The organism is Marinovum sedimenti, assembly GCF_054052205.1.
In genome coordinates, this window is the sequence record NZ_CM133223.1 from 1,384,548 (window position 1) to 1,403,831 (window position 19,284).

Consider the following 19,284-nt stretch of genomic DNA (forward strand, 5'->3'; position numbering starts at 1 on the left):
CTGGAAAACCACACAGGAGCCAGCCCCGCGCAGGCCCGCAAGCGCCCACAGGTCAGCCCACCGCACTGGGATAGACCATCGCATCCGGCCAACAAGACTGGGTTAACAAGGCTGGGTTAACGGGGCTGGCCAACGGTATTGGGTAACAAGACTGGCCAACCGGCCAAGCCACTGGACCAAGGCGTCCGAAAAGCCGATTGCGCCTGATCTATAGTTAGCCACCCCGAGCGCAGAACGCCAAGGCTTCCTCACACCACCACAGCGGCCCCGGCCTCAGCCCTGCGAATGCCAGTCAGCACGCAGGGCAACACAGCCCAACGGCCCACTAACACAGCAACCCGCCCGCAAACCTACCCGTCGACCCGCTCCATCACCTCGCCAAGAACGCGCGTCAGCGCCGCGTCCGAAAACGGCTTGTCCAGCTTGGCCGTGATATACCCCGCCGCGCCATCGGGCATTTCGGCATATCCTGTCGCCAGAATGATCGGCAGCATTGGGCGCAGCTCGCGCACTTTGCGGGCCAGTTCCGCGCCGGTCATACCGGGCATCGCGTGGTCGGTGATCATCAGATCAATGTCGTCGCGCGCCTCTATTATCGCAAAGGCCTTGGCCCCGGAATGCACTTCGATCACCTCGTGGCCAAGATCCTCAAGCATACCAACCGTGCCCATCGACACCAGCACATCATCATCAACCGCCAAGATCGTCATCCGCGATTTGGCACCCTGTGTGCCACTCGCGTCGGGCACAACAGCGGCCTCCGGTTCAGGTTTGCGAACCTCATCCTGCGACACCGGCAGGTAAATCAACGCGCGGGTGCCCTTGCCCGGTCGGCTCTCAAGCTGGAACGACCCGCCCGATTGCTTGGCCAGACCATGCACCATCGACAGCCCCAGTCCGGTGCCCTTGCCCACGCCCTTGGTGGTGAAAAACGGCTCCATCGCGCGGGCCAGCGTGGTCTCATCCATCCCTTCGCCGGTGTCGGCCACGCCAATCTCGACATAGGCACCGGGGTCAAGATCGCGCGACGCCGAGGCATCTGTCGCCCGCGCCGTCAGCGTCAGCCGCCCGACGCTGTCCATCGCATCGCGACCGTTTACCGCCAGATTAAGCAGCGCCATTTCAAGCTGGTTGGTGTCGGCCTTGACCTGCGGCAGCCCCTCGGGAACATCAACAACAATCTCGATCTGCGGCCCCAACGAGCGTTGCAACAGGTCGCGCATTCCCGACAGGGTTGGGCCAATCTCGATCGTGCCGATATCCAGCTCTTGCTGGCGCGCAAAGGCCAGCATCCGCTGCGTCAGCCCCGCCCCGCGGTCGGTGGCGGCAATCGCATTTTCAAGGTAACGCCCCACCGTATCGTCCGGCACCATGCGCCGCCGCGCAAGGTCAAGGCTCGAGCGGATCGCCATCAGCAGATTGTTGAAATCATGCGCAACACCGCCGGTCAGCTGCCCGATCATCTCAAGCTTCTGACTTTGCCGCAGCGCGGCCTCGGCGCTGGCCAAAGCCGCATCATTCTTGCGCCGCTCGGTGACATCGCGCCCCGACGCGAATATCCGCCCGTCCTGCCCCGAGGCCGTCCAGGCAAACCAGCGATAACTGCCATCGCGGTGTTGCAGACGGCATTCAAACGGCGCCGTCACCGGCTGTTCCGCCACATCGGCAAAGGTTTTGCGCGTCTTGCGGAAATCATCCGGGTGCACCAGCCGGATGATGCTGCGGCCCAACAGTTCGCCCTCGGTCCAGCCCAGCAGCCGGCTCCACGCGCGGTTTACCACCAAAAGGTTGCCGTTTTCCTCCGACACCGCCATCAGATCAAGCGACAGGTTCCAAGCTTCGTCGCGCTGGCGCGTCAGATCGCCAACAGTTGCCTCGCGGGCCAGAACCTCGTCATGGATGTCGGTGCAAGAGCCGTACCAGCGCACAATGGCACCGGTTTTTTCGTCCCGCACCGCCTGCGCACGGCCCAGCACCCAGCGGTAACTGCCGTCCCGGTGGCGCAGCCGGTATTCAATCTCATAGGGTTGCCCGGTTTCCAGCGAGGTGCGCCAGACTTCCCAGGCGCGCTCTTGATCGTCGGGATGGAACATGCCGTTCCAGGCCTCGCCATCGGTCGACCCCTCCGGCACGCCGGTAAACTTGTACCAACGGTCGTTGTAATAGTCGTGGAACCCGTCTGGCAGGGTCGACCAGATCATCTGATCGATAGAATTGGCAATGGTGTGGAACTTGGTCTCGCTCTCGCGCAACTGCGTTTCCCGCAGGATCAGCTCCTCCATCCGCTCGCGCGCCTCATACTGGCGATGGCGCGCCTTAAGCGCCGAGCGCACGGCCCGCAGCAATTCTTCCGCATGCAAAGGCCGCGACAGCAACACAACGTTGCCGAGCAGATCAATCTGTTGCTGTGCATTCATCGACCGGGCGCTGCCGGTGCCATTGGCCAGCACGACAAAAGGGATGTCCGCCCATTCCGGCTGATGCGCGAGGGTGTCTTGCATGTCAGAGCGGTCAACGCCGATCAGGGCCTCTTCGGTGACAAGAACCGCCCCCACCCCAACGCGGATGGCCATGCCCAATTCGGCAAGGCTGGGCATGATCAGACAGGCAATGCCCTCCGCCAGCAACAGCCTTTGCGCCACGGCGGCGTCCCGGCCATGCGGGGCCAGAATTGCCACAGTCTGTTCCGACGCAGCGGGCTGTTCGGAGAGGCTGGGCTGTTCAGATGCAGCGCGCGGTTCCGTCGCCTCACCCTGCGCCGTCACCCCGGCATGCTCCGTCACCCCAGATAGCCCAGTCGCCCCGGATATCTCCGCCGTCCCGGATTGCTCCGTCGTACCGGAGGCGTCGTCGGCCTGGGAGGTCACTCTTTGCGGCCCCGGGCCGAACGGCTCAGGGTCATCAGCTCACTGCCGTCGCGCGAATACACCGGGCTGCCGCCCAGAATGTCGGAAAAGCTGCTGATCGGATCGCCAAACTCGATGCCGCCACTGTCGATCCTGAACTCTCGGATCGAGCGTTCATGGTCAGAGGTCCGCGTCTTGATCACAGCGATGGATTTGCGCATCTCGCCCTTGGCCTCGAAGAACCGCAACAGCATGACCGTATCGGCCAGATAGCTGATATCAACGTCGCTGCGCAGATCGCCCATCACCCCATGTTGGCCCAGCACCAGCAAGGACACCACGCCTTGCTGCGACAGATAGCTCAGCAATTCGTGCATTTGCAGCACAAGAAAATTGTCGCTCGGCATCGCGTGCAGATAGGCGTTGAGGCTGTCAATCACCACCACACTGGCATCGTCGCGCTCAACAGCCACCCGCACCGCGCTGGCAAATTCACCGGGCGAAAGCTCGGCCGGATCGATCTGGCGGATCATCAACTGGCCATTGTCGACATAGGGCTGCAAATCCATCCCAAGGCTTTTAGAGCGGATCATCAGCGTCGACAGCCGTTCGTCAAACAGGAAATACGCCGCGTTCTGCCCGCGCTTGAGCGCCGCCATCATGCAGCACACCGAGGTTGTCGTTTTGCCCACGCCCGCCGGGCCGGCCAAAAGCGCGTTGGTGCCGGGGGCCAGCCCCTCACCCAAAAGCGCATCCAGCCCGGGCATCCCGGTGGTCACCGGCTCATTGGAAAATGCGCGCTTGTGATTGGCGGCAATCAGACGCGGATAGACCTCGATGCCGCCCCGCTCGATGGTGAAATCATGATAGCCGCCGTGATACTTCAGGCCGCGCATCTTGATGACGCGCAGGCGGCGGCGCTCGGACCCGAAATCATTGGCCAACTGCTCCAGCGAAATCACCCCATGCGCGATGGAGTGCAGCTGCAAGTCGCCGGGCTCTGCCGTGCGGTCATCCAGCACCAGCACAGTGCAATTGCGCTTGGCAAAGAAATGCTTGAGCGCCAGCACCTGACGGCGATAGCGCAGCGGGTTTTGCGCCAAGAGCCGCAGCTCGGACAGGCTATCGAGCACCACCCGCGTCGGGTTGACCTGTTGCACCTTCTCGATCACGCCGCGCACGGTTTCGCCCAGTTCAACCTCGCTTGGGTGCAGCAAAGATTGCTCGTTGGCGGCCCCGAATTCATCCTCGGCCACCATCTCAAACAGGTTGATCCCATCCAAAGACCAGCCATGCGAATAGGCCACGGCCTGCAGCTCGGCCTCGGTTTCCGAGAGGGTGATATACAGCCCGGTTTCCCCGGACGCTTGCCCCTCAAGCAGGAACTTCATCGCCAGCGTGGTCTTGCCCGAACCGGGGGTGCCCTCAACCAGATAAAGGCGGCTGGCCGTGATGCCGCCGCGCAGAACTGCGTCCAATCCATCGGTTCCGGTCAGGATGCGGCCGGGGCCGCTGTGGTCAATTCTGTTCATGCTACCTTCATCTGACTAAACGTATTTCATGGCCCACACACCGAGCTTCTCTGCGTATACTTGGCGCAGCCCATGCATATTGCAAGCCGAACGACGCGCGTCCCGCAGGCATTTGCCTTGTAAACGCGCGACGGCGCGAATGGTTCCGCCGCCCTTAAAACGCTTTTGAGGATTGAGACAGACTGGGAGAGTTGCGCCACGACAGCCCGCCCGCACACACACAGGCACCGCTGCGCTCAAGGTCGCTGTGACAGGGAATGGCGGCGCAGGATTGGCTGTGATCACGGGGCCCGCCACCGCCCCTGTCGGCCCCCAAGGGCCGACAGTCGCAACGCTCTGCGCCCGGCCTTAGGCGCGCCGTGGACGCAGCCGCGCGAAAACGCTCCGGCGCAGCTCGGCAGGCGTAAACGCAAAGATCAGCACCAAAAGATCGATGGCAAGGATGCTCGTCGCAATCGGCCGCTCAAGAATGAACCACGCGCCATCGTCGGAAAACAGCAGCGTGCGGCGGAAACTGCCCTCGGCAATCGGCCCCAGGATCAGCCCGATCACAATCGGCGCCAGTGGATACCCATAGCGGCGCAGACCAAAGCCGAGCACGCCAAATATCAACATCACCCACAGGTCATCCACCCGCGACTGCACCGAGTACACGCCAACGATCGACAGCAACAGAACGGTCGGCACGAGGTACTGCTTGCGCACCTTCAACACCCGCACAAACAGCGGCGTCATCAACATGCCAACAAAGAACAGCACCACATTCGACACCAGAAACGCGAGGAAAATCCCCCCCACCGCATCGCCCGACAGCGAGAACATCTGCGGCCCCGGCACCAGCCCCAACAGCAGCAACGCGCCGAGCAAGACGGCAGTGGCCGCATCCCCCGGAATGGCCAGCGCCAGCGTCGGGATCATTGCCCCGCCACAGGCCGCGTTGTTGGCGGCTTCGGTGGCGACAACGCCGCCCTCGGCCCCCTCACCATATTTCGCGTCGCCCTCAAGCGGGTGACTGCGGGCAATGGCATAGGCGGTGAACGAGGCGATGATGCCGCTTGCGCCGGGCAAGGCGCCAAAGAACACCCCAATCGCGGACGAGCGCAGCAGGTTCTTCCAATGCCGCAGCGCCATCCACAGCGCGCGCATCGAAATGCGCACCGGCTGCACCTCTGGCTTCTTGCGAAACCCACCTTCAAGAATTTGAAACGCGGCCTCGGACAAAGCAAACAGCCCGACAATGATGGCCACGATATGAATGCCCCCCGACAGCGCGTTGGTGCCAAAGGTAAAGCGCGCGGCGTTCGACAAAGGGTCACTGCCGATCATCGCGATCAACACGCCCAGCGCGCCGGTCATCAAGCCTTTGATCGTGCTCTCATTCGACACAACCGAGATCGACAACAGCCCGGTGATCGCCAATGCGAAATACTCCGGCGGGCCAAAGTTGGTGGCCACATCGGCCAAGGCCGGCGCGCCAAAGATCATCACCACCCCGCCCAGAATGCCGGCCAAAGCGGACGAGGCAATCGCCAAGCCAATGGCATCCGCCGCGCGGCCATTCCGCGCCATCGGATAGCCGTCAAGCAGGGTCGCGGCGGCCAAAGGCGTGCCCGGAATGCGCAGCACAATCGCGGAAATCGCCCCGCCGCAGGAGCCTGCGACAAAGATCGCCATCAACAGGCCCATGCCCGCCACCGGCTCCATATGGAAGGTCACCGGCAGCATCAGGATGATCCCGATCAGCGGCCCAAGGCCCGGCAACACGCCGACAATCATGCCAACCACGGTGCCGAAAATCACGCCGCCAATCACTTGCCAGGATTGGAAACTGTCGAGGCCAGAGAGCAGAATATCAAACATGGTCTCTATCCCTGTCCCAATAGGCCAAGCCGCCCCTGCGGCAGCACCACCCGCAAAAGCTCTTCAAACACATAGCCCACCGCAAAGGTCAGCAGCACCGCGACCAGCAGCGCCATCCAGATGGGCCGCGCCTTGAGCAACAAGAACAGCGCCAGCAAGAACGCCCCCGTCGCGGGGTAAAAGCCAAGCAGCGGCAGCCCAAGCAGATAGGCAACCAGCGCCGCCGAAGCGACAAGGCAGCGCAGCGCATGATCGCGCGTGGTGCCGTGACGAAACTCAGAGCTCAACAGCACACGGCGGCGCAAAAGCTGCACCAGTTGCAGCGCACAAAGCCCGAGGATCAGATTGGCCACCAGCCGGGGAAACAGCGCCGCATTGTTGACGGCATCGCCGCTGGCATAGCCCTGATCGGTCAGCGGCCCGAGGATTTGCTGATGTACGAAAAGCGCCACTGCGGTGAACACCGCCAGCAGCGCCCATTCCCCGGCGGCCACGCGGTCCACCACATGGGGTGGCATGTCCGGATCGGGCCGTCCTGTTTCGGTCTCGCTCATCTGCGCCTCCCCGCTTGTACGATGGGCCGCACCGGATGCTCCGGAACGGCCCTTGGTGTCGTTAGTGGTTTACTTCTTAAGCTGTTCAGCTTCCCAGGTGATGGCATCCTTGGCAGCCGCAATTTGCTCACCAATCGGGCCAACGATTTCTTCGTAGCGCTCTGGCGGATACATCGTGGGCAGGAAGCCCGCCGCCTTGAGCTTGTCCTGCACTTCGGGGCGGTTCAGCGCCGCTTCCATCGCGGTGTTCAGCGTGGCGACAACATCCTCGGGCGTGTCCTTGTGCACGAGGAACCAGTTCCAACCCGACGGCGCAAGCCCGGTCAAGCCGATGTCGAGGCCGAGATCGTCAAGCGTCGGGGTGTTTTCGTCATAGGCCGCAGCCACGTCTTTTTCGTTGGTGAAGGCCACCAGCGTCTTGAACGCGTCTTTGTTGGATTGAAAGGTGATCGGGTCATTGAAGCTGAAATCCAGCAGCCCGCCGCGCAGATCCTTGAACGCATCGCCATCCTGGGGATAGGGGATGTTGCGGGCATAGACGCCCTCGGTCTGCATCATCTTGGCCAGCACCATATGCGGGATATTGCCAATCGAGCCCGAGGAGTAACGCGCCTTGCCGGGGTTGTCCTTGAGGTACTGGATAAAGGCCGCATAGTCGGGGAACCGTTCGTCATCCTTGCGCACAACCACGGCAAAGGGCACGCGGGTGGCCGACCACAGCGGGGTGAAATCGGTGTGGGTGAACTCGGTGTTGCCTGCCAGCGGTTGCAGCACCAAAGGCGCGACCCAACCGTCGATCAAGGTATAGCCGTCCGCCGGCTTTTCCATCGCGGTGTTGAAGGATTTGACGCCAGCGGCACCGGGGGTCGAGACGACACTGATATTGGTGCCAAGCTCGTCGCCCATCGCGTTGGTGATGATCTGCGCCATGGCGAAGGCCGATCCCGGCCCCCATGGGAACATCATCTCGATATTGCGCGAGGGGTAATCCTCGGCGGCACTGGCCACACCCGCGATGGGGGCGATCAGGGCCGCGACGGCGGCGGTTTTGATGAGGGTTTTAAGCATAGGTCCTCCCTAAGGTTTGCTTATAGGTGTTTGATGTCAGGATGCACTTGGCATCGTTTGGCTGTCGGCAGGTTGGGCAGCACCGGTCGTGTCACTGGTCGTGGCACTGGTCGCAGCCCCGGTCACAGCACCGGTCACAGCACTGGCCGCTTCGCTGCTCGACCGGGCGATCTGCGCCGCACCGGCGACGTAAACCGTGGTGCCGGTGGTAAAGCTGTTGTCGGGCGCAAGCAGAAACAGCGCCGGGCGCACCACGTCTTCGGGTTGCCCTGCCCGTCCCGCCGGATTGGCGCTGCGGATAAACTCTTGCCAATCGGCGCTGTCAGCGCGGCGAAAGGCGTTGCGGTCGGTCTGGATCAGGCCGGGCGCGATATTGTTGATCATCACGTTGTCACGGGCGCATTGCACCGCGAGGTTTTCCACCAGATTGCGCAGCGCCGCCTTGGTCATCGCATAGATCGGCATCTCTGCCCCCGGCGCGACCTCTTGCACCGACCCGATGGTGAGGATGCGGCCGTATTGCTCGGCTTGCATCCGGGGCAGCACCGCCTGCAACAGTGCGATATTGGCGGTGATGTTCACCTGCAACTGTGTGGCAATGTCGCTCGGCGTCTGACGCCAGAACACCTTGTTGACCTGCGCGCTGGCCGACAGCACCAGCGTATCAATCGCGCCAATCTGGCGCTCGCAGTCGCCCACCAAACGCGCGGCAGCATCAGCCTCGGCAATGTCACTCTCAATCGCCACGGCCTGTCCACCGCTGGCCTTGATCTCAGCCACCAACCGGTCGGCAGCACCCTCGTGGCCCGCTGCGGCATCCGCCCGCGCCGAATAGGAAATCGCCACCTTCGCGCCCTGTTGCGCAAGGCCTTTGGCGATGGCGGCGGCAATGCCGCGGCTGGCTCCGGTGACAAGGGCGGTGTGGCCTGCAAAGCCTGCGTCGGGGGTCATGGCAGTGTCCTTCTGTGTCATGCGTCCGGCCCCGCACCGGGGGTTCCGGCAAAAGAGGCAAGCGCCTGTGGCACGGCGGCCTCGGCGGGCGCCAATGCCGACGTGTCGGGAATAAAGCCGAAGCCGGGGCTTGCAGCAGTGGCCACACGCCCGCCGCCAAGCGCGGCAGGTTCGGGGCGGATACGGGCGGTCATCTCGCTCTCGCCAATCTGGCGCTCGAGGATAAGAAACGCTGGCAGGCTCGCCGCCAGTTCAACCGAAATCGCATCCAGCACCGGCCCCACCGGATTGTGCAGGCTGGTCGCCACACCCGAGGCGGCGGCAAGGCGCAGCATCGCCACCCCCTCTTGCACACCCGTCAGGCGCAGGTCGGGCAGCACAACATCATGGCCACCCTCGGCCAGCAAAGCCGCCATCCCGGCGCACCCGGTCACATTCTCACCCCCGGCCAGCCGCGCCCCGCCGCTATGGCAGGCCGCGCGCAACCGGCGTTGGTCTTCGGGCGCAATCAGCTCCATATCAGCAGGCTCTTCGATCCAGACAACGCCCATCCGGGTCAGCTCGGAAATCACCGTGCGCGCGCCCTGAAGGTCAAACCGCGCGTGGCAATCGACGAACACATCCGCCGTATCGCCCAGCGCCTGACGCACCGCATCAACGCGCGCAAAGCCCTGCTCCATCACCGTGCGCCGCTCGGTCCAATCAAGCAGATCCCAGCGATAGCCATCAAACGGCGCGATCTTGACCGCGCAGGCCGCTGTTGTATCGACCATCTCACGGGCACGGGCGGCAAAGCCATCAGGGCTGCGATCCGCAATCCCCCGGTTGATATTGGCATAAAACGGCACCGCATCGCGGCGCGCCCCGCCCATGATCTCGGCCAATGGCATCCCGGCGCGGCGTGCGGCAAGGTCAAGCCCCGCCTGCTCCACCGCACTCAAAAGCGCGCGGCGCCCCGGTGCAATCTCGGACTGGCGCAGCGCGGCCAGCAGCGGCTGCACACCGCGCACCGGAGCCTCGGCCACAAGCTGCGACAGATGCGCAACCAGCCCGGAAATCTCGGCCTCGTTGCCAAAAGACGTTGCCTCGCCCCAGCCCTCATGGCCCGCCCCGTCGCGCAGACACAGCAACAGCCAGGTTGTCTTGGCCGAGACATCCGCACGCCAAAGCGTCACGTCGGTAAGGGGTGTGGTCAGGGTCATTTCGTCCTCCTTCCCACAATGTGGAACGTTTTTCAGTGTGTGTCAACATGTGAACCATTGCGTTATTCCCTCCCTTTATGTGATACAGTTAGGCAAGTGACCCCGGCGGAACGAAAGGATGAGGCGCATGCAGATCGACGACCCTCTCGAAAATGCCGAGGACGTGCCTGGCGCGCAGTCCCTCACCCGCGGGATCGATTTGCTGCTGCTGCTCGGGCGGTCCTCTCCTCTGACATTCCGGCAGATTCAGGATCATCTGGGCCTGACCAAAGGCTCGTTGCACCGGCTGCTTTCGGCCCTGCGCTCGCGCCGTTTGGTGCGCTATGACCGCGACACCCGGCGCTATGCGATCGGGGCCACCGTGATGTCACTGGCGCGCGGCGCGCTGGACCGCGACGCCACCGTGCGCGCCTGCCAATCCGAGATGTCGCGCCTGTCACACCTGCTCAAAGTGCCCTGCTGCCTTTATGTCAGCGACGACGATTCGGTCTTTGTGCTCGACGCCGCCGATCCGGCAGGGCGCACCGTGCGGGTCTGGCCGCGCCTCACGATCAAAGACAGCACACCGGGACAGGCGATGCTCGCGGGCCGCCCCGCCGAGCAGAAAAACGAATACTCCGCCGACCTGCAGCGCACCCTGAGCAAGGCGCGCGCCCTCGGCTATGTGGCCAGCTACGGCGACCCGCTCGCGGTTGCCGCCTCGGTGCTTGATGGCGAGGGCACGGTGGTTGGCGCGCTCTGTTGCCAGTTCGATGCAGCGGGCACACAGCCCGAAAAGCTGCACGACGCCGGTCAGATGATCCGCGAGGCCGCGCGCCGCGCCTCGCATCATGTCGGCGTCACCCAACGGCTGAACGAACAGGTGATCGCGCCCCGCCCCAAGACCGGCTTCAAGGGCCGCGTGCACGACACCGGCCGCGATTACGTGGGCGAAAGCCCCAGCTGGTGCGCACAAACCGGGCGGCTCTGGTGGCTCGATGTGCTCGCCCCGGCGCTGCGCTGGCTTGATGTCGAAACCGGCGAAAGTGGCCGCACCCTGCTTGAGGGGCTGACCGGCGGGCTGGCGCTGACCACCGGGCCCGAACTGCTGTTGACCGGCGAGAATGGCCTGTCGCTGTTTGACCCCGCCAGCGGCGCGCAAACCCTGCTGATCGACCCCGAGGCGCACCGGCCCGAGAACCGCTTTAACACCGTCGGCGTCGACCCCGAACAGCGGATGTGGGCCGGGACCATGCCGCTCGACAACCTCGAGAAAAGCGGCACGCTCTATCGCATCCACCCCGATCTGACGCCGGAAATCATCCTGCCCGAGATATACCTGCCCAAGAACACCGCGTTCAGTGGCGATGGCCGCCGCGCCTATCTGACCGAGCAAGACCCGGTTGAGGGCCGCGCCGTTCTGATGGCGTATGAGCTGGGCGAGGATGGCCTGCCGGTCTCGCGGCGCGTGCTGTTCGAAGGGTCGGACACCGGTGGCCAACCCGCTGGCCTGACCATCGACGCCGAGGATTGCCTTTGGGTGGCGATGCGCGGTGGCTGGTCGGTGATCCGCCTCGATACCGATGGCAAACAGATCGCGCACCATCCCCTGCCGGTGCCGATGCCCACCGCGCTCACCTTTGGCGGGCCCGACCTCGACAGCCTGTTTGTCACCTCGACCTACCTGCGCCTGCCCCCCGGCTATAACGACATCGCGCCCCTTTCGGGCCGGTTGATCGAGCTGAAACCCGGCGTCGCGGGGCGCGCACCTGTCCGCATGAACCTGACGACCTGACGCCACTCCACCTGCATGACACTGGAACGCCCATGACCCCGACCGATTTCGATTTCACCCTGCGCCACGATGCGATGGCGCTCACTGCCGAGGTGCCGCTTTGGGATGCCGAGCGCGGCTGCCTGTGGTGGGCCGACATCCAAGGCCAGCGCCTGCTGCGCCATGTGCCGGGCGGCGCGGAGACGATGATCGCCCTGCCCGGCCAATGCGGGCTGATCGCGCTGGGTGAAAGCGGGCGGCTGGTGCTGGGGCTGGAAAACGGGCTGGTTGCGCTCGACCCGGAAACGATGGTGTGGGAGAGCCTGAGCGACACCGAATCCGACGCCCCCGAACGCCGCCTCAACGATGGAAAACCTGACCGGCGCGGGCGGCTCTGGTTCGGCTCGATGGACATGTCGGGGCGCGGCATTCCCACCGGCGGGCTGTTCCGGCGCGACACCGACGGCACTGTTGTCAAAGTCCTAAGCGACATCGCCATCCCCAACGCCATTGTCGGCGATCCGCAGGCCGATGCGATCTGGTTCACCGACACGCCAAGCCGCAAACTTGAACGGCTCGACCTTGACCCCGACGGCAATATCGCACAGCGCAGCACTCTGCTGACCCTGCCCGAAGGCGCCCATCCCGATGGCATGAGCATGGACGGCGAAGGGCAGCTCTGGCTTGCGCTTGTCGGTCCGGGTGAACTGCTGCGGATCGATCCGGCAAACGGCGAAATCCGCACCCGGCTGTCCCTGCCGGTGCGCCGCCCGACGATGGCGGTCTGGAGCGACACCACGCTGTTTGTCACCAGCCAGCGCCGGTTCCTGAACGCCGAAGAGCTGGGCCAGCAACCGCTTGCCGGCAATCTTATTGGCGCAGACGGTCCTTGCGGAGCCGGGCCTGTTTTGCGGGTCGCAGGGGTCTGACACCAGCCCCGGCCCGTCACTCCGGCCTGTCACTCCCGCCTGCGCCACGGCACGGGCCGGAAAGACAACACAGCAGGCCTGACCCCGCGCCAGAACCGCATTATAACGCTGGCATTCCCGGCAATTTGGAGATTGAGTGAGGCCAAATCGGGCTTTCACGCGCTTGCACAGCCAAGCCTTGGCCCCGGATCAAACCCCGTGCCAAGGTGCGCAAATGGAAGACCTCCACCGATCAATCCGGCTGCTCTACACCGGCCAAAGCCTGCGCGCCCGGCGGTTTCGCTATGGCGTGATTGTGTTTGACGCGCTCACCATCGGGTTTTTCATCGCCACCGCGGCGCTGCCGACCACCCCAACCCTGACCGCGCTTAACACCGCGCTCGGCGTTGTCATCGTGCTCGACCTTGCGGCCCGGCTGTGGATCTCGGACAACCGCCGCCGCGAGCTGACGCGCATCTATACGATCGCGGATGTGATCGTTGTGCTGTCGCTGCTGCTTGCGCCGTTCATCACCGGGAACTTCGCGTTCCTGCGGGTGCTGCGCGGATTGCGGCTGATCCATGCCTATCACCTGCTGCGCGATCTCAGGCGTGACAGCCTGTTTTTCCGCCGCCACGAAGATGCGATACTGGCCGCCGTCAACCTGCTGGTCTTTATCTTCGTAACCACCTCATTTGTCTTCGTTCTGGCGTTTGAGGAGGGCGCGGGCATCGCAGGCTACGTCGACGCGCTGTATTTCACGGTGGCCACACTGACGACAACCGGCTTTGGCGACATCACCATGACCACCACCAGCGGCAAGCTGTTGTCGGTGTTCATCATGGTGGTGGGCGTTGCCTTGTTTGTGCAACTGGCGCGCGCCATTTTCCAGCCCTCGAAGATCAAATACAAATGCCCGGACTGCGGGCTAAACCGGCATGAACCCGACGCGATCCACTGCAAACATTGCGGCGAACCGTTGAAGATTGAGACTGAGGGCGACACCGGGACATAGCCAAAGCACCAAGCCCATGGCGCGCGATCACAGGCTGACCGCCTCGATCTGGCGCAAGATTTCCGAGGTCTGATCCGCCGCCCCCTGCGCCAGCCTGTCGCGCGCAAGGCGGGCCGCTGGCGCAACCGAGGCCGGGCTGAAAATGTCTTGCGCCGCGCCGCCGCGACGGCGGATTGTCAGATAGGCCAGATGCGTATCAACCGCGCCGTACTGGTATTTATAGGGCTCATTGCCATGGCCCAGCTCATAGCGCGTCACCCCCATACCAATCGCCGCCTCAATGCAAAAGGCGTTCAACAACAACCCGATACAGGGCAAATCATCCCGGTGGTCGCGCGCCGCAATCAGGCCTTTCATCACCCTGCCCGGCCGGTCCACCAGCCGTGCCAAAACACCGATCGGCTGCTCCGCGCGCCAAAGCACCGGCATGAACAGCGCCCTCCGGCTTTCGCATCGCTGCAACAGCGCACGCTGCTTGGTCTGGTAACGCCGCATCGCCTGCCCCGAGAGCGTCTCGCCCCAGCGCGCGCGCCAAAGCCGCTGCAAGATGTCGGCGCTGGCGTCGAAAGTCTGCGGCGTGGTCAGCGTGATGCGATAGGGTCCATCGTCCAGATAGCGGCGGCGAAACCGGCGGATCTTGCTGCGAGTGCTCTTGCTCACCACGCCCTGCAAATAGCCCTCGAAACTGTCGGGCAACGCCACACTCGGCACCCGAAGCTGATCGGTGGTGCTGGTGTTGCCGGTGTAAGTCGGCCAATCAACGCGAAACCCGTCATCCTCAAACGCCTTGGCAAACAGCACGGCACGATGCGGCGCGGCGACATAGCGCAAAGAAATGCGCTTCCACGGCAGACGCGTCAGCTGCTGCGCCAGCGCCTCAATCGCGGCCTCTTCCCGGTCGGGGTCGCACAAAAACCCGGTGGCGTCGCTCAGCCCAAGCCGACCAGCGGCCTCATAGCGCGTCTGACACGCCGCACTGCTTTCGCTCCAATGAAAGGCGTGGCGCAGGGGCAGGATCGCAACAATATCCTGCGGATCGCCGCCGCGCACCACCAGCACATGCCAGGTGCCGGGGTTGTCGGTCAGCAGGCTGTTCATCCAGTCCCAAGACAGGAAAAACCCCGCGTGCGGGTCGATCCGGGCCAGATGCTCCCAGCCAGCGCGCAGCCGGTCCAGCGCCTCGAAACGATCAATCACCTCGGTGCGAAGGTCACTCTGGGGTGCGGGTTTCAAAGCGGCTGTCAGGTGCAAGGGGCATCTCCGTTCGATCTTTGCAATGACCCCTAGCAGGCAAATGCGGAGCGAATGTGCCGTAAATGGGAAGCCGCAAAGGCCGCACGAACGCGCCATGTTGCGCCATGCGCGGCAACGCTCTTGCGCGCGGCCCGCGCCGATCCGCGACCGCCCGCTGACCGCAGTGCCCTTGCCGCAGACCCGCGCGCGACCGGGCAGGTTCGATCAAAAGACCGCCGGCGCGCTATTGCGCGCACCGGATAAGGCCGCGGCAGCATCGCCGCTGCGCTGGCCTGGGCACTGCTGGCGCTTACAATGCCAGCGCGCGACGCGCCGGCCACAGTGCGCGACCATCGGCGCGACCGGGACGGTTTAGGCACCACCATCGCGCGTCATGCCGAGCAGCCAGTCGCGCACACGCAAGGACGCGTCCGACGTGCCCTGCCGGGGCGTCAAAAGATGGAAGTCCGATCTCCCATCAAGCGCGCTGTCAATCGGCTGCACCAGACGCCCGGCGGCGAGGTCACGCTGCACAAGGTGGCGACTGGCCAGCGCAATGCCCTGCCCCGCAAGCGCCGCATCAAGGCTCAGCGTCGTCTGGTTAAACCGAAGCCCACGCGGCAGCTTTGCCTCCCTCCCGAACGCCGCGTCAAAGAACGCCGGCCACAGGTCGTGCGTGTCATGCAGCAAGGTCATACCCGACAGCGCCGCCGCGTTGAGCGGCAGATCCTGCCCGTCCACCAAACCCGGCGCGCAAACCGCAATCACCTCTTGCGCGAACAAAAGATCGGCCCGAAGGCTCGCCCCAAACGGCGGCCGCCCCTGCCGCACCGCAAGGTCAATCCCGTCGGCATGAAAGCTCGAAACGCGCTCGGTGGCGGTGATGCGCAGATCGATGTCGGGATGGGCCTGCGTGAACTCTGCCAACCGCGGGATCAGCCATTTCGACGCGAAAGTGGGCGTCACGCTGATCGTCACCCGCGACGGGGCCGAGCGCAGCGCCGCCGTCGCGTCAGTGAGTTGCGCGAACGCCCGCGACACCGCCGCGTGATAGGCGCGGCCTTCATCGGTAAACGCCAAACCGCGCGGCTCTCGCAGGAACAGGCGCAGACCCAGATGCGCCTCAAGCCCGCGCACCTGCTGGGCGACGGCCCCTTGGGTCACGCCAAGATCCTCGGCTGCCGCGCGAAACGACAATAGCCGGCCCGCGGCCACAAAGGCTTTGAGACTGTTCAGAGGGGGAAGGTCGGTTTCCGTAAGCACGATAGTTTTCCTACACCCACACAACAGGACATCTGGCTGGTTGCACCACTCTAAACCCCTTATCTGCTTAACGATAGGAAAAACCAACACTTCCCCACCGGCAAGGAGCACACATCATGACAATAGAAAAAGTAGCGTTGGTCACCGCAGGTGGCAGCGGCACCCTCAAGGGCGGGCAGATCGCCTTTGTGGTGAAATGGGTGGCCTCAATCATCCAGATCCTCGGCTACACGGCCACCGGCTTTGGCTGGTCGCCGTGGAACCTCTACCTGTTCCTCGTCGGCGTGTTGGGCTGGCTGATCGTCGGCGTATTGTGGAACGACAAGGCCATCATGCTGATCCACCTCGTCGCCCTCGGCTCGATGCTCGTGGGCATGGCGAGCCAGTGAGGCAAGGCCCCGCCCGCGCCGCCGCTTTCGGTCAGGCGGACGGCCTCATACAGCATCCCGCACGCGGTGACCGGGGCAACAGTGACAGACAGCAAGGGTCGCACTCCGCACCACCACCACTGACGGTAAGCGCGAAACGCAAAGGGCCGGCGGCACCTAGCCGCCCGTCGCCCTCTGAGGTCAGTACAGCCCGGCGGACCGGGCGCGCAGACGGACCAGACCAAGCACCGTATCGATGGTCGGTGTCGGGGTGTCAGTCACCCGCCCCAGCTCCTGCACCGAGGCGACAAGCGCGTCGATCTCCATCGGGCGCCCCTGATCAAGGTCTTGCAGCATCGAGGTCCGGTGCGCCCCCACCGCCGCGCCCCCATCGATCCGGCGATCCACGTCGATCGGAAAGCGGATGCCCAGCGCCTCGGCCACCTCCTGCGCCTCAAGCATCATGGTCCGGGCCACCGCGCGGGTGCCGGGATCGGTGCACAGCACATCAAGCGTCGCATGGGTCAGCGCGGAAATCGGGTTGAACGACAGGTTGCCCCAGAGCTTCACCCAGATCTCATCGCGCAGCTTGGGCCGCACCGGCGCTTTCAACCCAGCCGCCGAGAGCGCCCGGGACAGCGCCAGCGCCCGCTCGGATTTCGTTCCGTCCGGCTCGCCCAGCGAAAAGCGATTGCCCTCGATATGCTTGACGACACCCGGCGCGATCACCTCGGCCGCCGGATAGACAACGCAGCCGAGCACCCGGTCGGGGCCAAAGCCGTCCCATTGCGCATTGCCGGGATCGACAGTCTCTAGCCGCGTGCCCTCCAAAGCGCCGCCGTGTTTGTGGAAATACCACCACGGCACACCGTTCACACCGCTGACGATGGTTGTGTTCGGCCCGATCAACGGGGCCATCCCGCCCACCAAGGGCGGCACCGAATGCGCCTTGAGCGTGACAACCACATAGTCCTGCGGGCCGAGGTCCGCCGGATGATCCGAGGCCGACACCGGCACGCGGATCTCGCCGCTGTCTTCGATAAGCCGCAGCCCGTTTGCCTTCATCGCCGCAAGATGCGGGCCGCGCGCGACCAGGCTGACATCGGCCCCGGCCTGCGCCAGTTTGGCCCCCATATAGCCGCCGATGGCACCGGCGCCGAAAATACAGATCTTCATGTCGTCGTCGCCTTATGCCGGTTCCGTCAGCCCCAGCTTCTCGGCCATGCCGATCCGCTGCATCTTGCCCGTCGCGCCCTTGGGGATCTCATCCAGGATCACCACCTTACGCGGCACTTTGAAATCGGCCATCCGCCCGGCGGCAAAGGCGCGAATGCCCGCCTCATCCGTCCCTGCGCCGTCCTTCAGCACCACAGCCGTCGCCACCTCTTCGCCAAGCTTGGGATGCGGCAGCGCGAAGGTCACAACCTGCGCAACGTCGGGATGGTCCATCAACACGCCGTCCACCTCAAGCGGCGAGACCTTTTCGCCGCCCCGGTTGATGATCTCTTTCAAACGTCCGGTCAGGCTCAGGAACCCCTCGCCGTCCAAGGCCCCCTGATCGCCGGTGCGAAACCAGCGCCGGCCCTCGGCCTCAAAGAAAGTCTTGGCATTGGCCTCCGGGTTGCCTTCATATCCCGGCGTCACGTTCGGACCCGAGATCACCACCTCGCCGGTGCCCTCCATCAGCCGGTTTTCGGTCTCATGCGCAATGCGCACCTCGGGGCCTGCCGCCACCCCGACAGAGCCGGGTTTTTGCAGATCAAGCCGGTTGCAGCACATCTGATGCGCGGCTTCGGTCATGCCATAGGCCTCGATCACCGGGGCCTGAAAGGTGTCGTGCAACTGCGCCATGACCTGCGCGGGCAGCGAGGCCGACGACGAGCGCAAAAAGCGCAGCGGCACCCGGCGGATTGTCTCGGCATTGCGCCCGGCGCGCGACAGGATCGCCTGATGCATGGTGGGCACGGCGGTGTACCAGGTGGGGCGGCTGTCCTCGAGCAAAGCGAAAAACGACAACGCGTTGAAACCGGGGGTGCAAAAGATCGACCCGCCCGCCACCAGCGTCGCCGACACGGCGGCGATCAGCCCGTGAATATGGAACAGCGGCATGACGTTCATGCAGCGGTCCTTGGGCGACAGCGCCAGCGAACGGGCAATGTTTTGCGCCGAGGCGGTGACGTTGGAATGCATCAGCGGCACGATCTTGGGGCGCGATGTGGTGCCCGAGGTGTGCAGGATCAGCGCGACATCCTCGGCCTGCGTCTGTGCCTCCGGCGCGGGGGCCGCCGCTGCGGAGGGTTCAAGCCGGAAGCCGCCCGCGGTCTCGGGATCGGCGTGCAGCCACAGGATGGTCAGCCCCGCCCGGCGTGCCGCCGCATGGGCCGGACCGTCAAAACCAGCCTCAAGGATGATCGCCTTGGCGCTCAGGTCGTTGAGGTAAAAGGTATATTCCTCCTCGCGGTACGACGGGTTCAGCGGCGCGGTCGTGGCAGCCTGTGCCACCGTCACAAAAGCCGAGGCCATGGCGGCGCCATTGGGCAGCACGATGGCCACCCGGTCCTGCGCGCCGATCCCCGCCGCCCGCAATTGCGCGGCGACATCGGTTGAGAGTTTGCGCAGCGCGCCATAGCTCATCCAGGCACGGTCTGGCGCGCCAATCGCGGGGGCGGCGTCGGGATGGGGGGCAAGAAGCTCGGTCAGGGTAGTGATCATGGGATTGGTCCTTGTCGTT

Annotated in this window: 15 protein-coding genes; 4 read left to right on the forward strand and 11 right to left on the reverse strand. The window is 64.3% G+C overall.

Translation table 11 applies throughout. The annotated features are described in order from the left end of the window. Positions 1-350: 350 nt before the first annotated feature. From ACW9UO_RS06605 to ACW9UO_RS06635, 7 genes are all read right to left on the reverse strand, one after another. Positions 351-2,783: a hybrid sensor histidine kinase/response regulator gene (locus tag ACW9UO_RS06605; RefSeq protein ID WP_457088174.1), complete on the reverse strand. Its 2,433-nt coding sequence runs from the start codon at positions 2,781-2,783 to the stop codon at positions 351-353. Between the two features lie 80 nt (positions 2,784-2,863). After that, on the reverse strand, positions 2,864-4,378 hold the full coding sequence (locus ACW9UO_RS06610) for an ATPase domain-containing protein (protein WP_457088175.1): 1,515 nt from the start codon (positions 4,376-4,378) through the stop codon (positions 2,864-2,866). Between the two features lie 348 nt (positions 4,379-4,726). Further along, positions 4,727-6,238, reverse strand: a complete 1,512-nt coding sequence (locus ACW9UO_RS06615; RefSeq protein WP_457088176.1) for a tripartite tricarboxylate transporter permease — start codon at positions 6,236-6,238, stop codon at positions 4,727-4,729. Between the two features lie 5 nt (positions 6,239-6,243). Further along, entirely contained in the window at positions 6,244-6,792 is a 549-nt protein-coding gene (locus ACW9UO_RS06620; protein WP_457088177.1) for a tripartite tricarboxylate transporter TctB family protein, read from the reverse strand. A 69-nt stretch (positions 6,793-6,861) separates the two neighbouring features. Then, positions 6,862-7,860, reverse strand: coding sequence for a Bug family tripartite tricarboxylate transporter substrate binding protein (locus ACW9UO_RS06625; protein ID WP_457088178.1), 999 nt, complete (start codon positions 7,858-7,860; stop codon positions 6,862-6,864). A 36-nt stretch (positions 7,861-7,896) separates the two neighbouring features. Continuing rightward, positions 7,897-8,811: an SDR family NAD(P)-dependent oxidoreductase gene (locus tag ACW9UO_RS06630; protein ID WP_457088179.1), complete on the reverse strand. Its 915-nt coding sequence runs from the start codon at positions 8,809-8,811 to the stop codon at positions 7,897-7,899. Between the two features lie 17 nt (positions 8,812-8,828). After that, on the reverse strand, positions 8,829-10,013 hold the full coding sequence (locus tag ACW9UO_RS06635) for a mandelate racemase/muconate lactonizing enzyme family protein (RefSeq protein ID WP_457088180.1): 1,185 nt from the start codon (positions 10,011-10,013) through the stop codon (positions 8,829-8,831). 127 nt (positions 10,014-10,140) lie between these two features. On the opposite strand from ACW9UO_RS06635, the gene ACW9UO_RS06640 reads away from it, so the two are divergent. From ACW9UO_RS06640 to ACW9UO_RS06650, 3 genes are all read left to right on the forward strand, one after another. Then, entirely contained in the window at positions 10,141-11,787 is a 1,647-nt protein-coding gene (locus tag ACW9UO_RS06640) for an SMP-30/gluconolactonase/LRE family protein (protein ID WP_457088181.1), read from the forward strand. 32 nt (positions 11,788-11,819) lie between these two features. Beyond that, a complete protein-coding gene (locus ACW9UO_RS06645) occupies positions 11,820-12,695 on the forward strand; it encodes an SMP-30/gluconolactonase/LRE family protein (RefSeq protein WP_457088182.1) in 876 nt (291 codons plus the stop codon). A 214-nt stretch (positions 12,696-12,909) separates the two neighbouring features. After that, entirely contained in the window at positions 12,910-13,689 is a 780-nt protein-coding gene (locus tag ACW9UO_RS06650) for an ion channel (protein ID WP_457088183.1), read from the forward strand. A 27-nt stretch (positions 13,690-13,716) separates the two neighbouring features. Here ACW9UO_RS06650 and ACW9UO_RS06655 read toward each other — a convergent pair whose 3' ends face one another. Beyond that, positions 13,717-14,922, reverse strand: a complete 1,206-nt coding sequence (locus tag ACW9UO_RS06655) for a GNAT family N-acetyltransferase (protein WP_457088184.1) — start codon at positions 14,920-14,922, stop codon at positions 13,717-13,719. Between the two features lie 372 nt (positions 14,923-15,294). Next, positions 15,295-16,185, reverse strand: a complete 891-nt coding sequence (locus ACW9UO_RS06660) for a LysR substrate-binding domain-containing protein (RefSeq protein ID WP_457088185.1) — start codon at positions 16,183-16,185, stop codon at positions 15,295-15,297. 116 nt (positions 16,186-16,301) lie between these two features. Here ACW9UO_RS06660 and ACW9UO_RS06665 point away from each other — a divergent pair, with 116 nt between their 5' ends. Further along, positions 16,302-16,574, forward strand: coding sequence for a DUF6552 family protein (locus ACW9UO_RS06665; protein WP_457088186.1), 273 nt, complete (start codon positions 16,302-16,304; stop codon positions 16,572-16,574). 180 nt (positions 16,575-16,754) lie between these two features. On the opposite strand, the gene ACW9UO_RS06670 is transcribed toward ACW9UO_RS06665, so the two are convergent. Both ACW9UO_RS06670 and ACW9UO_RS06675 read right to left on the reverse strand, forming a co-directional pair. Beyond that, positions 16,755-17,729: a 2-dehydropantoate 2-reductase gene (locus ACW9UO_RS06670; RefSeq protein WP_457088187.1), complete on the reverse strand. Its 975-nt coding sequence runs from the start codon at positions 17,727-17,729 to the stop codon at positions 16,755-16,757. A gap of 12 nt (positions 17,730-17,741) precedes the next feature. After that, positions 17,742-19,265: an acyl--CoA ligase gene (locus ACW9UO_RS06675; protein WP_457088188.1), complete on the reverse strand. Its 1,524-nt coding sequence runs from the start codon at positions 19,263-19,265 to the stop codon at positions 17,742-17,744. Between the last annotated feature and the right edge of the window lie 19 nt (positions 19,266-19,284).